This is a genomic window from Sedimenticola selenatireducens, assembly GCF_007625115.1.
GTDB lineage: Bacteria > Pseudomonadota > Gammaproteobacteria > Chromatiales > Chromatiaceae > Sedimenticola > Sedimenticola selenatireducens_A.
The window spans coordinates 1-14,292 of the sequence record NZ_VMNH01000035.1 but is presented as its reverse complement, the minus strand read 5'-3'; the positions used below and the strand labels follow the sequence as shown (position 1 = coordinate 14,292).

Here is a 14,292-nt window from a genome sequence, read left to right as displayed (position 1 = left end):
TCGCTCCAGTAATTCACGCTCTTCGTCTTTGAGCTCAATATCAACTGCAACCCGCATAATGTTTTTCCAGAACCAAGAAACAGCCCTTATTTTACATTAAATACGGCGGGGTACACTAGTTTGACAGAACGCCAGTAAGTTCGTAACCGTCCGGCGACTTTTTGTGATAACTCTTCATGCCCCGTAAATGACCACTTGGATTCACACCAGATACACCCACAAAATGCCTACCGAATAACACAAAATGACTTTTTTACGCCGGACGGTTACGAGCAAGGAGCTTGCCGACCAACTGCTCATACAAGGTATAGGGTTGTTGCTCGTTGATACGGGCCAGAGAGGAACGGCTGACCAGTGCGACGCCCAAATGATAAAGCTTGGCAGCCTGTGCAGAGAGGTTGCTGACCATGTCACGCAGGCTGGAGCGGCCCGATAGCTGTGCTGTCGCCATGGCGACGAACTGGGACCGGCGGGTCATTTTGCGGAGTTTTCGGCCCGCATGGTGCTGGTTTGCCAGGACCTCGAATTCATGTCGCGGAACCAATTTGAGTAATTGAGAAAATACGGTATTATTATGAGCCAAGGCCCGATTTCCTTTTTTGTTGATCAATGACTTGTTGTCGCGATTTCATTGTATCAAAACAAGTTGGTTATCAGGCCTTTTCGTTAAGCATTTATGGGACAGCAGTGACCGGATATCTATATTTTGTCGTCCACACCAGATGGTACTTACAATCCCATACCGTGTAGCTCCCTTTCTTGTATGCTTCCATTTCCCGAGCATATCCTATACCCCGCCATCCGTCGCCTAAAGGCGAGGGGTTTACAGATCCCTATCGGGGACTCTAAAAAGCCCCCGGCTTTTGCCGGGGGAACTTACCTTGCCTTGAACTCACTATTTGGAAATGGCTTCCACGACATCGGTAACCGACATGATTGTTCCCATCACGATGGGATCGCCATAACGCGTGTTGTAGAGCATCTCCGATACGGAATGCAACGCGATATTGAGATTGTTGAAGGCAACCAGATCAGAGGTCTCGAAGTAGGTTATGAAGTCAGTGTCATCAAGCCCTGTGGAATGGTAGAGCTTGCGCTTGACATTAACCAGGTACGGCAATGTTGGGATTGTGTGATCTTCCATCATTGCGAGTTTTTCCTTTTCGGTCTTATTCCACCATTCGGGGCTCTTGTCGATAGGAATCACGAACGCGTATTTAGGCGCATCTGCCGAGTAGGACGTGCTTTTCAGTGCATTCAGAAGATTGGGCGACTTTTCCTTGGTTGTATGATTAAGACCTTTAGTGACACCGATGAGGGCCAAGGTTGCTTTTGAGTTCCGGCCCAGACTCGTGGCCGAGAAATCAGTTAGAAACGCCTGCGCGGCAGCTGGTTCATAAGCATGCATCCGCAGGAGAAAGTCTGATTCACTCTTAAAACCCCGCGTAAGGTACGCCTGAACAAAGACCGAGTCGCTGTGCTTCTTGACTACGGCCTCAACTTCGGCGGCTGCTTTGCTGCGGTCAGCCATGCTTATTTGATAGTAGCTCGGCTGCACCTTAAAGGTATTGTACAAACCATATACATTCGTTTCGCTCAAAATCTTGGCCGGATCTACCATCATCTTATCGGCCGCGACGGCAAGTGTTGCCATGCCCATCAGTCCGATCCCGACAATTGCCGTAAGGATTCGCTTTGATTTGTTCACAGTGTTATCTCCTTCTCTATATCGTAAAGCTAGGTTATTTAAAGATTCCAGGATCACCCCGGTGGCTAAAAATCTAACTGGCGTAAAACACCAATCACACTGATGCATTTACTTATCTCTCCGTTTGCCTGGGCCTCCTGGTGTTGCTGTCATGACGGAGTCTTCTGTGCCTATTGAGACATTCCCTTTGTTACGCGTCATAATTTTGTTAACCTCCATTCGCTTCGGGATCATAAAATTTGGAAATATCCTTGTGAGCGATACCCTTGTGACAGTCAATGCATGTATCGCCATTTGCCAAACCCTTGCGATGCCGGCGCTTGGCGGTCGGCTTCTGTGCATCCGAAGACATTGCCTCCCAACTGTGACAGTTCCGGCACTCTCTGGAGTCATTTGACTTCATGGTTGCCCACACTCTGTTGGCCAAGTACAACCGTCGTTCTTCGAATTTCTCTGGAGTATCGATAGTACCCATCAACTTGTGGTAGATTTCACCGCTTGCCTGCACCTTACGTACGACCTTATGCATCCAGTCCTTGGGCACATGACAATCAGCGCATGTGGCACGGACACCCGTCCTGTTGGAAAAATGGATACTATGGGTATACTCGCGATAGACTGTCTGCTCCATTTCATGACAACTGATACAAAATTCCAGTGTATTAGTTGCCTCCATGGCGGTATTGAAACCGCCCCAAAATATTATTCCCGCAAAAACGAATACCACTGCGCCAAGAACCGTAGTACCACCGAACCATCCAATTCTTCTAGTCAAACCTGGCAATTTCATTTCAACTTTTCTCTTCTCAATCTATGGTACGCAGTAACGGAATCTGATATTCCTTAACGCTGTGCGGACCGCGTTTCAATATCTGGATCAATCTTCCTGAGGTATTCCAGATCAGCCTCAACGAATCTGGCCAGCAAATCCGTTAAACCTATATAGAAGGTACCTATGTTACGCTTGTATACCTCTTTCTGTAGATGAGGCATCCAAGGTGCCAGATGACGTTCTAGAAAATCACGCTGCGCCATAATGTACGGGGTTTTATCGATCCCATCCTGGGATTGCTTCAATGCTAGGAATTGCATGAATTCCAGCTCGGCTGTAATCCGGTCTTCTAACTCATGAAGCTCTTCGCTAACCTCCAAACCAAAATTGCTATAGAAATCCTTGAGTTCCAGCAACAAGTCCGATTTACCACCACGTTGCACATAACTCCCCTCATAAAGTGAGACGCTACGCTTCGGAAGATCCGTTTCAAACGCAGTCAGATAAAGTGCTTCAAACTCTTCGTAATTCACCGTCATCTTGAGTGCTGGGGCAAGCGTCACCTGAAAGGCCTCCATAATCTCAGGCGCCGCTTTATCTATTGCCGCCCCAAGCTCCGCAACAAAACTTCCATCATTCCAGAATTCATGCAATGTTGTATCTGGATACGTAAATCCGAGCGCCAGCATTCCATACAAACTTGCGCGCCCTTCCTGTTGTCCACTAACCGATTCGTTCATCGTTCTTGCTCCTAATTACCCGCATTTCAGGACAGGGATCCACTCATCCCGATCAATAGTCATTTGGATCGATGGCATTTTTTTGCAATTCATCCCGCAGAGCCGGCGCTTCTCCTTGGAATACACCGATAAGCTTGAAATGCTCATGGATAGACTTAATCCCATTCTCACCGCTGTGCATCACTGACTTGATGAAATCAAACTTATATTTTTCATCCAATGTCGGCGTGAAAGGCGTGAAAGGAGGATGAGTACCGCTGTAGTCGGAACCTTCGTAATTGAGATGACACGCCACACACTTGGCTTCGTAATCATAGTTCTGGCCCGCAGCGATCAAGACTTTTCGATCGGTATATTCACCCTCACGTTTAAGTTTGTTCTCCGCCTCGCCATGTTGCTCACGGAATATGCTACCTGCTCCGTGACAAGCCTCACAGGTCACCCCCCGCAGTGCTTTAGCCAAGCCACCGGGTAAATCCGTGTTATAGCCACCGGGCTCGCCGTAGCCTGTGGTGTGACAACCGATGCAGTTGGTATCGTTGGTGTAGTCCTTGGTTGGGTCGAGACTTGCCAGTTGTTTAGCTTCTGATTTTACCTTGGGCTTGAGGGAGTCGAAGGCCTTCGCATGCACTGTCTCCTCGAAGGTTTCACCCTGGAGGTCATGGCACTTGATACAGACCTCCTTGCCTTCATAGGTTGCAGCCAGGTCGGCCGAATGAATTGGCTGGCTGAGCAGAAGGGCACCTGACAAAAGAGCGAAATAAATTATGCCAGATAGATTGGTATTAATATGCATCGTAAAAACCTCTTGCGTATTGATGCCGTGGAAATTGAGGTGGGGCCAACAACAACCCCACCCCGTAATCATCCTCAGGTCATTGGAGAAATCATCATTGAATCACTCAACTCACCAATCATGGTGTCCATAAGCTTGGAACCTTGGCCGGCAATCTTCTTTGCACGCTCAGCCTTCAGCACCGCAAGCACGCCACCGACCTCAGGCCCGAATAAACCTTGCAGTACATCCAATGGCATTTTCTGCGTCATCATCATATTGCCATTTTCATCTTGCATAGCCGGCCCCACGAAGGGTGGAATGTAGAGCACATTAGGCTTGGTTCCGAATTCAGGATGCATTGGTATAGCCACCTTCCAGACGTTGGCAAGCTTGTATACAGAGCTCTCCACATCATCAATGAAGCCAACATGCATTGCGCGGCCCACACACTGAGCAACGCAGGCTGGAGCTACTCCCTTTTCGATTCTGGGGAAGCAGCCGATGCATTTATTCGCCTTCTGGTCAGTTTCATTGAAATACACCTTGCCGTAAGGGCAGGCCTTGATGCAATCCTGCGCACCCTTACATTTCTCCAGATTAACAATGTTCAGTCCATCCTCTGCACGCTTATAGATAGCGTCATTTGGGCAGGCTTCCAGACACGCTGGATTCTCACAGTGGTTACACATGCGTGGCAAATACTGGAATATATTGTTTGGGTATTCACCGACACCTTGTTCCTCATCCCAGTTCGGCGACCAGCGTGGTTCAGGGCTCGGTTTCACCCGGCCCTTCTTGCCCTCGAACAGGCGCGCGGCATAGTCGAACTCAAACGGCACGCCGTATTCTTCCAAGGTCGGCCGGTGACCATCCTTCTGTAGCATGCCATTCTTATATCCGCCGCCCTTATTCTGCCAGTCTCTTGGATATCCTCGACCGGGGGTAGTTTCCACGTTACGCCAGTACATGAACTCCTGACCTGGCGTCGTGGTCCACAATTTCTTGCAGGCCACTGTACACGTCTGGCAGCCAATACATTTGTTGAGATCAACAATGTAAGTCAACTGACGCATCGGGGTTGTAAGCATCTTGTTTGACATAATTCATAATCCTCATACGGAGTTAGCAGCAGGTGCTGATAACCAGATATTGCTTAATCACACAGTTTTCAGACGGTGACAGAACCTGTGTGGCGACGTATCTCGACCCGCGCATCGCGCTGAACACCACCCGGTCCGTAGTAATTGGGCTTGAACTTAAGGTGTGCGTAGTTGCCGACCAAGGCCGTGGGGTTTATGCGTACAGGGATTGGGCTCTGTGAGTTCCCCCCTCCGAGCAAGTCCACGTATAGCTCAGGTTCATGATGCATAGTCACTCGACCTGACTGCTCACCATTGCGGATCTTGCAACGCACCACCACCCGACCATGGTCATTGAAGACCTCTACCCAGTCGTTATCCTTGATCCCACGAGTCTCGGCATCTGCCGGTGAAATCTCGCACATCGGTCCACCTCGCTGCAGACGCTGCTGCAGAACATTGTCCTTCCAAGTCGAATGAACAGAGTAACGACTGTGTGGCGTGTTAAAACGTAAAGGATACTGATCCGCATCAACAGGAGCCTTGTATACAGGCAATTCAACACCCAACTCGAAAAATGTTGGATGGTCTATGTAGAACTGTTCACGTCCGGTCAGCGTCGGCCACGGCTTCTTCTTCATAATAAAGTGTTGATAGGGAGTGTATGGAACACCTTCCTTCATAGGTGAAGTCCAGTTGCTCTTGAAACGCTGTGGTCCTTCCTTACGAATCATATCCAGGGTCATGCCCTGTGTCTGAGGTGCATTGTCGAGAATGAACTGACAAGCCTGTTCATCGGTCGCCAGCTTTCCACCGTCAATCTGTTGGTCATGGAGTTTGGTAAGGTCTCGCGCTATATTGAACTTCTCATCAAAGTACTTTGTGAAGCCTTTTTTCTTCGCGACTTCACCCACCTTCTTGGATAGCAGCGCAAAAATCTCCCAGTCCGGTTTTGATTCCCACAGCGGGGCAATAGCAGGCTCAGTCATATGTATAAAGGTGTGCTCCTCGGTCATGCTGAGGTCGGTCTTTTCATACCAATGTGCACTTGGCAATACCACATCTGAGTAAAGCGCTGTGGAATCCATGCGGAAATTCATATCCACTGTCAAATTCATCTTTGGCCACAGATTGCGTAATACATAATCGAGTCCCTTGGCGTTATTCAACCAATTGCCTCGATAGCAGATAAAGACCTTGGGATCACGTCCATTCTGCGGGTAGAGTGGCATCTGTCCGGTCTCCAATGCTTCCCGGAGATATTTCGCGGTATCGACGCCATCATTTTCCATCGCATCATAGACATTGCCATGATAGTAGGTCCAGATGGTAGTTTGACAGAAGCGATGCTTTTTAGGGCTGTGAGGGAACGAAAGCTTAACAACGCCAAGCAAGGGTGTAGGCTTCCACTGACCCACATAGTGATTGACACCTGTTCCGTTGTAACCTTCGTTGCCGGTCACTGCACACAACAAGATGAACGCGCGCAGAACAGTATCACTCCAGTACCAGTGGTTTGTGCCACCACCCGTGATAATCATTGACGGCTTGTTCATGGCGAAATCACGCGCCATTTGAATGATAACGCTAGGTGCTACACCGGTTATCTTCGAAACATTTTCCGGTGTGTACTCATTCAGTTTGGGCTTGTAAACCTCAAATACCGGCTGAACATTTACCTTCACACCATCCGCAAGCTTAACCTTGAAGGTACCTTCAAGGGCCGGATCCAGATCACCCAAATCAAGATGGCCATCGGGAAAAACAAACGTATTTCGACCCATGAAGCCCGGTTGGAGTTTTGCTCTCTTTTCCGGCTCCTCGCCCCAACTGCCTTTCATCAATACCGGCTTTTTAGTCTTGGTATCCCAAGTATAGAACTTCTCCTCTGAGCCTCCTTCCACCATATCGGCCTCACGCAGATACATCTTGGTATCAGTACGAATCAGGAACGGCAGATCAGTCTGTTCTTTCAGGTTATGTTCGTCGTAGAGTTTTTCCTTGACAATCACGTGCACCATACTCAGAGCCAAGGCAGCATCAGTTCCCGGCTTAATTGGAACAAACACGTCCGCCTTGGTGGCAGTGGAATTGAAATCGGGGGAAATGACATACATCTTGCTGCCGTTCAATACGGCTTCCTGAAGGAAGTGCGCATCTGGAATACGGGTCGAGGCGCTGTTAGCGCCCCACATCAGGATTGTTCGGCCGTTATACCAATCAGCAGTTTCGCACGTATCACCCTGAAGACCCTGGACCTGTGTTTGCCCCGTAGGATGATCCGCGTACCAGTCGAAAAAGGTGTGCGTATGGCCCCCGATAAATGAGGCAAAGCGATGCCCGGCTGCGAAAGAGACTGGAGCAACTGCCGGTACCGGAGTGAACACGCTGATGCAGTCGGAAGCATCATTTTTAATGGTATCGACAATTCCATTGGCAACATATTCCAGCGCCTCATCCCAGGAAACACGACGCCACTTGCCTTCACCTCGCTCACCTACACGGATAAGCGGATACTTGATGCGGTGGGGGCCATACTGATAGTCGACGGCACATTCACCCTTGTTGCAGCCACGCGGATTGTACTCAGGAACTCCGTTTAGCTTAGGAATATCCTTTGATTGCTCTTCACGCATCACCACGCCATTTCTGGTATAGACAAAATGCGGGCAAGAGCCTGTACAGTTGACCAGGTGTGTGCCGCGGGTCTTTTTGTCCCAGGACCACTGCTCACGATGGAAATTCTCCCATCCCGTATAGTCATGCTGCATCATTGGATCCTTGGTCTGCGCCAGCGTGCGCATCACTATGGATCCATTTACAAGCATCCCAAGGGATACTTGCCCCATGGCTTTCAAAAAACCGCGACGTGTTGAACCGAACTTGTTCATTATTCAATCTCCCAGTGCCACATTATTACTCGGGTGCGGATTTCTAAATCACGCCCGAATACCGTCATGCAAACAACAAATGACAATCAGGATGCCCCACCTTGCAAACATCTAACAAAATACAAAGCAACTGAAGCATCATTCGAAACACGCGGATAGTGTGGGCTTGGGAATCCGATATGGCCAATCACAAACCCGTGAGCTCACGACTTCGTGAACCAACCTAGCGTTAAACTGAGAAATATGAACTCAACAGGAATCACCCAGCGTCCGGGGCTGGGAATATTGGCTACCGGATTGGTTACAAAAGCATCTATTGAAGATTACTGTTGACCTTGCTGAGGAACTTAATGCTTCTGGCGTATACGAGTAGACTCACTTGCACCCCTGCATCTATAGAAATAGTGGGATAGGGCTTGACCTTTTCATGGACCGTAGTGAGCCAATAACGTTGTCACTAACTATTTGAAGCGACGAGAAATATCAAGGGCAACAAATAGTCTCCGAAGTTTCACTGAAACCCTTACTGGCGCGATAGTTGGCATTCAAGCCACCATACGCAAAAGGAGCGAGACGAAAGTATTTTGCCGGGAGTGGTGAGGAGTTGACCAAAGCCTGGAAAAATCCTTGGACAAGGCCGCATTGACAATCAACCTCCGCGCGTCCGAGAAGGCTCCGAGGCGTTGCTGTCGATCTCGATTTAGCCATCGGCAACATATTGTAAGCGCTCAACTACCTTGACACGGGCCGCGGCTTCCTCGTCGTACGCTCGGACCATTTCTGGGGAAAGTAGTAGTGCTTGACCAGCCATTCCGGATCGTCATTGAGCGGTATGGCTGTCCTGTCTTTGAAAAAAACCGGTGGTTTCCCCATTCTGTTTCCCCTCGCAACATTGTGACACGAACTGCAGCCCATTACGGGAGCCACGTGAACCTGTGAGTACAATCCTCCGAACGCGGCCGTCGCAAGGCCCGCGACTGCAACTGCCACAACCCCCGCTCGCACCTTCCCGGAACGCGCCAATCCCGCGCGACGCCCCCTGGAAACCGAAGAGTCGACGGCCATTGCATGATCCTCCTTCTTCGTCCTGCTTCGCTCCTTCCCGGCGTGGAACGGGAGAATAACCAAGCCGACCAAGAGTACGACAGGCAGGAGGAACCCCCAGGCGAACGCTGCATTTTCGCCGTGGCCGAGGTAGGGTGTGACGAGAATCAGGAACATCCATTCCGGAACCGGGATCCCTTCGCCCTCGAACGGCCTCGGAACGACGAAGGGGTCCGAGGTCGGCATGGGCACGAAAACCGTCAGAGCGGCGGCCGCGGCGAGAAACGGCAGGGAAAGAAGGCTATGTTTGAAAAGGTAGGCACTCACCCCGCCCGTGCGTCTGCGTACAACGACGAGGTGCATATCCAGCAGGAAGAGAGTAATGACCGGCAGGATCACCACATGGGCCACGAAATTCCTGCTCAGCGTAAAGGTTCCCACCAGGAATTCCTCGAAGACCGAACCGACGAGGGGAATGGCACCGAAATAGTTCGAGAGCATTTCCATCGTCCAGTAGGCCCTCCACTCCCACGGAAGAACGAACCCCGTCAGCAGGAGAAGTCCCAGCACCACTGTCAAGAGAACCCCGGCAACCCACAAGGTCCGGATTCTCTTGGTCGTCACAAGAAAATCCCTTCTGACGAGGCTTCTCAACGCATGTACGAAGATGGCACTGAACAGCAGTAAGGCACTCCATCGATGAGCGTCTCTGACCCACGCGCCGATGGCGGGAAAATCACTGTAGAGCTCCTTTATGCTGTCGTAGGCCCCGACCAGGGTGGGCTCATAGAACAGAGAAAGAAGAATCCCCGTCATCCCCTCGACGAACAGAAAAACCAGAGCCAATCCACCGAAGTAATTCCGCCAATGGACGCGTTCAATTTTCATTGCAATCCTGAGTAGAGTATAGGCTCGACTTCCTGTACGAACTCACCACCGCGTTCGAAAACCACTACGCCGCTCAACTACGACGTTACCACCAGGACGGTGATCAATCTCACAGGATCTGTTTGAGGACTTCAACAACGAGCTGGCAACCTTCTAATCTCAAAACCTCACCAACACCGGCAGGGAAGCCAGTCATTACACTCGCGTTCTGCGCCGCGGGAGGCACCATCAAATAGCGTGAACATAACCACATCGATTATCGTGATCACGCTCAGCTTTTGCCTTTGGGCAGATACTGGCGAATCAGGCCGTTCATGTTTTCATTCAATCCTCGCTCCCAGGAATGGTATGGATGAGCGAAGTAACCGCTTGCATCGAGAGCACTTGCGATCTCTCTGTGATGCGCAAACTCCTTACCATTGTCATAGGTGATGGTGTGAACATAAACTGCATGGGGCTGGAGCACTCCAATAATGGCCTTTTTGACAGCCTTGGCTGATTTGTCGGGAGACAGCGCCAGGATGCACTGTCGTGTCTTGCGTTCGGCCAGGGTGACCAACACGGCGCCACCCGGTTGTCCGATCACAGCATCGGCCTCCCAGTCACCGATACGAGAGCGCCGTTCAACCACTGCGGGCCGTTCGTCAATGCAGACCCGCCTTTGATCTGTCCACGACGATCATAGCTGCCGTAGCGCTTCCTGCGCGGCTTCTGGCAGCGCAGGTATTTGTAAAGATGACCACCTGACCACCGTGACGTTTGTCGGCACAGACATACTGGTAGATCCAAAGCAACCGAAGCATTATTTGAAACACGCGGATAGTGTGGGCTTGGGAATTCGATATGGCCAATCACAAACCCGTGAGTTCACGTCTTCGTGAACAAACCTAGCGTTAGACTGGGAAATAGGCACCCCCAGGAATCTCCCGGTGCCGGGTTTGAATTACTGGCTGCCAATTGGTTACAGTAGCATCTACTGCTGACCTTGCTGATGAACTTAATGCGCCGGACGCATATAGTCGGGTCACTCCCCCTGCGTCTATGTAATAGCGATAACGGGATAGAGCTTGACCTTTTCCGAGTCCGCAGCAGATAAGTATTGATCTTTGTCAACGTTCTCGACATTGGACACTAGTGCAAACCACTACACGCAAGCTATGATACAACTCAATTCAAGGCCGTTAATAAATTAAGTCGTGTCTTGTAGGAGAATAAGGGGTCATCAGTGATATTCAGACGGCCTGCATCATCAGATTTAGATTTCTCGACTGGAAAGAGATGCGCCTCACAGAATGTAATGATTCCCTATACCTAATTCTTTTACCGGAGTAATTTTCGCGAACGCGTAGGAACCAATATAATGACCTTAGATCGCCTTCTTCTGATCGATGATGATGTCCACCTGATCCAGGCATTGGCGGAACAGCTTGAACGCTGGGATTATAACGTCTTTACCGAAACAACTGCGAAGGGGGGGCATGAACGAGTGCTGAATGAATCCTTTGACGCTATATGTCTCGATTTGGACCTACCCGATGGCGATGGACTCGATATCTGCCGTTCAATGCGAAGGCGTGGTTTTAACACACCCGTCATCATGTTGACCGCTTCTGACACCGATGAAGATACAATCCGTGGACTAGGAGCTGGAGCGAATGATTACATCGTGAAACCGTTTCGCTTCAGCGTGCTACTAGCCCGGTTACGCGCACAGATCCGCCAACATCAACAACACGATGATGTAACGCTGAATTTTGGACCCTACACGTTCAAACCGACGGACAAGTATTTGGCAAACGTCAACGGACAACGTGTTCGCCTGACTGAAAAGGAATCGGCAATACTTAAACACCTCTATCGTAAAGGAACTCTCGTCAGCCGTGATGAGCTTCTCGGTGCTGTCTGGGGTTACAGCGCGGAGATCTCAACGCATACTCTGGAGACCCACATTTACCGACTGCGCCAAAAGATCGAGCCTTCCGATGGCAGCCGACGCCTCCTGATTACGGAACCAGGTGGATACCGACTTGACGGTGAGGTCCGCACCGCGCGACGCGCCTGAGTGCAACCTTTACTGCACCAACCCGACTGAACGAATATCATTGAAAACTATCATTGGTAAGCAACTGCCGCTGTTCAGAGCCACTAACCGCGACATTCATCCTTGGGATTTTTCTTATGATACGGACTGAGACACAGCCGACCCAGGATGCCGAGGCAGAAAATAAGCCTGCGAAGACAATATTGCAAGTAAAGGGTGCTAACCTACTGGAAGATAGCCTTTCAGCTCGCGTTATTCTTTTTTCACTGCTAGTGATTCTTCTTGTCACCTCACTGATGACACTCCCCCTCATTTCCCACTACAGCACCACTTGGCTGGAAGAACGTGTAGCTGCCGCTTATCTCATCTCAATTTCACTCGAAGCATCACCCAACGGTTTGATCGATACTTCTCTACAGAACCGCTTGTTAAAGCAGGCAAACGTACTCGGCATTACTGTTCGCAAATCAGATAACAGCATCCTGATGTTGGGACCAAACATGCCGCTGGTCCATAACGTGTACTATGACCTACGCAATTCCAGTATCCCTTCAATGCTGGGCATGATGCTGCAGACCGCCATAAGCCCAGGCAATAAAGTAATTCATATCGCCGGTGATCCTCATGGGGAAAACGCTATCCTAGTGGAGATAGATGTGGGATGCCATGATCTTTTTTGGCAGTCAATGGAAAATACCAAACGCGCCATCGGTACCGCGCTTTTTACAGCGCTACTGGTATCGATCTCCTTCTATGGATTTCTTCAGATCGCTGTAGTGCGTAGACTGCAGCGGTTAACCAGCATAATCCTGGATTTCCGCCGCGCACCCGCTGATGCCAGTCGAAGCAATATTTGCAGTGGCAGGGTTGATGAGATTGGTATAGCCGAAGAGGCATTCAGGCAGATGCAGAATGACATTCGTGCCGCCCTAATATATCGGACACGCCTGGCTGCCATCGGAATGGCAGTAACAAAAATTCAGCATGATCTGCGCGGCACACTCTCCTCGGTGATGTTGGCATCGGATACGCTTGAAACAAGTTCTGACCCAGAGGTCCAAAGAATATTACCCGGACTGTTAGCGGCTATTGATCGATCGGTGGAGCTATGTCGAAGCTCCATGTCCTTTGCCCAGGACGGGGTCCTCGATCTCAACCCACACAGATTTCTCTTGTCTACTCTGATTGACGAGCTTTTTAAAGAATGTCATGTAAAACCACCCTATGAGCTGATTAACCAAGTATCGCAGGAGCTACATGTAGTTGCCGACAGGGTACAACTCTACCGAGCGGTCAGCAACCTGATAAGAAATGCATTGGAAGCTGGCGCCGATCAAGTTATCGTTTCCACATTCATCAAGGAAGACATGCTTGAACTGGATGTTGCTGATAACGGTCCAGGTATATCTGGAAAGATAATAAGCCGGCTGTTTACACCTTTTATGTCATCAACAAAATTTGGCAGTTCAGGTTTGGGGCTGTCCATTGCAAGGGAGATTGCCATGGTACATGGTGGGGACGTTAACCTTGTTGTCTCGGGACCGGGTAGAACAGTGTTCTGTATCCGGCTTCCACTCCCTATCGACTATTAATTCTTATCCGTCGTTTTTAGCCTGCCGGCAGTGCTGATTTGTTTCCCGTGAGAATGGATGTGTTTTTGTTTTCGATTCAACTTCCTCAATCAGCATTAGATAACGGCTGCTTGCAGAATGCATCGCATCGATAACCAGACAGATAATGATTTCGGTGACAAGGTAAAAACAGAGCAGCACCCAATCCTCGGCTACAAATTCAAAAACCGGGTGCGTCCAGAATATCGTAGACGCAAGTACCGCCCCACATGCAGCGACCATGATGCCAGGCCCCAGTCCACCGATGAGTGCCGCCAGCGCTGTTGCTGGAAAAAAAGTAATAAAGGGTGCTGCGGCACTTGTCGCTTCTGAAGTGATCATCAGTCGCAACAAAACCGCACCCACCACCAAGGCTAAGCCTATCAGATAGTGATTAAGACTACCGAGCGACTCCCTTCGCCGAACACCAAACAGCGGATAACGCATCATCACCCTCCAACTTCCACGCAGCACACTCGACTGTAACAGAAAGCCGGCTTTATCCATAGGACTGGACTGACTGTGCATACCTCTACTTGCGGTCCCGGGCGATACCAAACACATTTCGTGTGTTCCGGCACCTGAACCTTCTGACTAGATCAGTCAACTCAACAACCACCGGCTAGTGTACCCCGCCGTATTTAATGTAAAATAAGGGCTGTTTCTTGGTTCTGGAAAAACATTATGCGGGTTGCAGTTGATATTGAGCTCAAAGACGAAGAGCGTGAATTACTGGAGCGA

Annotated in this window: 11 protein-coding genes and 1 pseudogene; 2 read left to right on the top strand and 10 right to left on the bottom strand. The window is 49.9% G+C overall.

Features of this window, described 5'->3' with window-relative positions; genetic code table 11:
* Positions 1-268 precede the first annotated feature (268 nt).
* From FHP88_RS18800 to FHP88_RS18755, 9 genes and pseudogenes are all read right to left on the bottom strand, one after another.
* Positions 269-583 (bottom strand): annotated as a pseudogene (locus tag FHP88_RS18800) (DUF4372 domain-containing protein); the annotation flags it as partial.
* Between the two features lie 312 nt (positions 584-895).
* Entirely contained in the window at positions 896-1,708 is an 813-nt protein-coding gene (locus FHP88_RS18790; RefSeq protein WP_051302626.1) for a chlorite dismutase family protein, read from the bottom strand.
* A 208-nt stretch (positions 1,709-1,916) separates the two neighbouring features.
* A complete protein-coding gene (locus FHP88_RS18785; protein ID WP_051302625.1) occupies positions 1,917-2,498 on the bottom strand; it encodes a NapC/NirT family cytochrome c in 582 nt (193 codons plus the stop codon).
* A gap of 53 nt (positions 2,499-2,551) precedes the next feature.
* The gene (locus FHP88_RS18780; protein WP_037375986.1) at positions 2,552-3,220 is read right to left on the bottom strand and encodes a molecular chaperone TorD family protein; all 669 of its coding nucleotides are present in this window, start codon (positions 3,218-3,220) and stop codon (positions 2,552-2,554) included.
* A 52-nt stretch (positions 3,221-3,272) separates the two neighbouring features.
* The gene (locus tag FHP88_RS18775; protein ID WP_051302621.1) at positions 3,273-4,016 is read right to left on the bottom strand and encodes a cytochrome c family protein; all 744 of its coding nucleotides are present in this window, start codon (positions 4,014-4,016) and stop codon (positions 3,273-3,275) included.
* A 74-nt stretch (positions 4,017-4,090) separates the two neighbouring features.
* Positions 4,091-5,098, bottom strand: a complete 1,008-nt coding sequence (locus FHP88_RS18770) for a 4Fe-4S dicluster domain-containing protein (RefSeq protein ID WP_144360687.1) — start codon at positions 5,096-5,098, stop codon at positions 4,091-4,093.
* Positions 5,099-5,166: 68 nt separating this feature from the next.
* Complete coding sequence (locus tag FHP88_RS18765; RefSeq protein WP_144360686.1) at positions 5,167-7,968, bottom strand: molybdopterin-dependent oxidoreductase; 2,802 nt, start codon at positions 7,966-7,968, stop codon at positions 5,167-5,169.
* A 732-nt stretch (positions 7,969-8,700) separates the two neighbouring features.
* Positions 8,701-9,900, bottom strand: coding sequence for a cytochrome b N-terminal domain-containing protein (locus tag FHP88_RS18760; RefSeq protein ID WP_029134663.1), 1,200 nt, complete (start codon positions 9,898-9,900; stop codon positions 8,701-8,703).
* A 271-nt stretch (positions 9,901-10,171) separates the two neighbouring features.
* Positions 10,172-10,531 carry an IS30 family transposase gene (locus tag FHP88_RS18755; protein WP_051302619.1) on the bottom strand — a complete coding sequence of 120 codons (360 nt, stop codon included), beginning with the start codon at positions 10,529-10,531 and terminating at the stop codon, positions 10,172-10,174.
* Positions 10,532-11,260: 729 nt separating this feature from the next.
* On the opposite strand from FHP88_RS18755, the gene FHP88_RS18750 reads away from it, so the two are divergent.
* Both FHP88_RS18750 and FHP88_RS18745 read left to right on the top strand, forming a co-directional pair.
* Entirely contained in the window at positions 11,261-11,962 is a 702-nt protein-coding gene (locus tag FHP88_RS18750; protein ID WP_029134662.1) for a response regulator transcription factor, read from the top strand.
* Between the two features lie 116 nt (positions 11,963-12,078).
* A complete protein-coding gene (locus FHP88_RS18745) occupies positions 12,079-13,533 on the top strand; it encodes a sensor histidine kinase (protein WP_029134661.1) in 1,455 nt (484 codons plus the stop codon).
* A 3-nt stretch (positions 13,534-13,536) separates the two neighbouring features.
* On the opposite strand, the gene FHP88_RS18740 is transcribed toward FHP88_RS18745, so the two are convergent.
* Positions 13,537-14,079: a DUF4118 domain-containing protein gene (locus tag FHP88_RS18740; protein ID WP_186297797.1), complete on the bottom strand. Its 543-nt coding sequence runs from the start codon at positions 14,077-14,079 to the stop codon at positions 13,537-13,539.
* Positions 14,080-14,292 lie beyond the last annotated feature (213 nt).

What these genes read in the sequence shown, in the direction of transcription:
- FHP88_RS18785 (WP_051302625.1), bottom strand. Translation starts at nt 2,498, where the DNA reads ATGAAATTGCCAGGTTTGACTAGAAGAATTGGATGGTTCGGTGGTACT.
- FHP88_RS18780 (WP_037375986.1), bottom strand. Translation starts at nt 3,220, where the DNA reads ATGAACGAATCGGTTAGTGGACAACAGGAAGGGCGCGCAAGTTTGTAT.
- FHP88_RS18775 (WP_051302621.1), bottom strand. Translation starts at nt 4,016, where the DNA reads ATGCATATTAATACCAATCTATCTGGCATAATTTATTTCGCTCTTTTG.
- FHP88_RS18770 (WP_144360687.1), bottom strand. Translation starts at nt 5,098, where the DNA reads ATGTCAAACAAGATGCTTACAACCCCGATGCGTCAGTTGACTTACATT.
- FHP88_RS18765 (WP_144360686.1), bottom strand. Translation starts at nt 7,968, where the DNA reads ATGAACAAGTTCGGTTCAACACGTCGCGGTTTTTTGAAAGCCATGGGG.
- FHP88_RS18760 (WP_029134663.1), bottom strand. Translation starts at nt 9,900, where the DNA reads ATGAAAATTGAACGCGTCCATTGGCGGAATTACTTCGGTGGATTGGCT.
- FHP88_RS18750 (WP_029134662.1), top strand. Translation starts at nt 11,261, where the DNA reads ATGACCTTAGATCGCCTTCTTCTGATCGATGATGATGTCCACCTGATC.
- FHP88_RS18745 (WP_029134661.1), top strand. Translation starts at nt 12,079, where the DNA reads ATGATACGGACTGAGACACAGCCGACCCAGGATGCCGAGGCAGAAAAT.
- FHP88_RS18740 (WP_186297797.1), bottom strand. Translation starts at nt 14,079, where the DNA reads ATGCACAGTCAGTCCAGTCCTATGGATAAAGCCGGCTTTCTGTTACAG.